Source organism: Deltaproteobacteria bacterium, from assembly GCA_013151235.1.
Lineage (GTDB): Bacteria > CG2-30-53-67 > CG2-30-53-67 > CG2-30-53-67 > CG2-30-53-67 > JAADIO01.
This window is the reverse complement of sequence record JAADIO010000013.1, coordinates 12,495-13,521: the sequence shown is the minus strand read 5'-3', so window position 1 is coordinate 13,521 and position 1,027 is coordinate 12,495. Positions and strand designations below refer to the sequence as shown.

At 55.9% G+C, this 1,027-nt stretch carries 1 protein-coding gene; it reads right to left on the bottom strand.

Annotation, left to right across the window (positions count from 1 at the left end):
* On the bottom strand, nucleotides 1-1,027 hold a 1,027-nt coding region (locus GXP58_02665; protein ID NOY52505.1), incomplete at both ends, for an HD domain-containing protein.

The window sequence follows — 1,027 nt, the reverse complement described above, 5'->3', positions numbered from 1 at the left end:
TTATCTCCATGGACCGATCGTGAGAGAAGGCCTCTTTGTAGGGCCGTTCCGACCGGAGGGCATCGTAGACATCGGCGATTTTGACGATCTGCGCCTCAATGGGGATTGCTTCTCCCTTCAGGCCGCGGGGGTATCCCGTCCCGTCGAAATTTTCGTGATGGGCGCCGGCGATATGATGGGCCATGGAGAGTTTCGGGGCGGTGCCGAGGATCACCTCTCCCTGAAGGCTATGCTGCTGCATGACCCGGAGTTCATCCGCTGTCAGTTCGCCCGGTTTTCGCAGGATCTCCGAGGGCGTGTGGATTTTCCCTACATCGTGCATCTGGGCGACCAGGCCGATCTCGTTGCAGAAAGCCGCCGGTTTGCCCATGGCCAGTGCCAAATGCTTGGCGAAGGTGTTGACCCGGACGATATGGTTTCCCGTATCCATGTCGTTTACTTCCGAGGCGCGGGCCAGGGACTCAATAAGATAGATGAACCCTTCCTTGATCGCCGTGATCTGCCGGGCCAGGGTGGAAAGGGAGCCGACGGTTACGGCCAGGGATTTCATGACCTCGCCGTCATAGCGGGTGACCTCTTCCGGATAGTTGAGACCGATAATGATTCCATCCTCTTCTCCGTGGAGATGGTATCCGACACAATTTACAATCTTTGTGCCGATCTGTTCCCGGATCCGGGGGAGAAAATCATGCAGAAAGTTTTTGCTTTCATCGGAAGTGAGGGGAGAATTGAAAACAAAGACGTCGATCCGGGCCAGATCAAGGCTGCTGCAACCGTCTTTCGGCAGGGTCAGTCCGATCGTGAGGGCGCCGAAACCATCGGGTGTTGATTGGAAGAGATCCCCGGTCAAGGTTCCGGTGTTCTTTCGTTCATAAAAAAGGCCCAGAAATTCGGGGCGGTTCACCCGGAGGTCGCCGGACTCATTCCTCTCAAGCCGGTAGATCTGATCGAGCGTGTTGATGATCATTCGCTTGATATTCGGCAGCTCGCTGCATTTCTCACACAATCCTTCCAGCGTGTCGTCGGT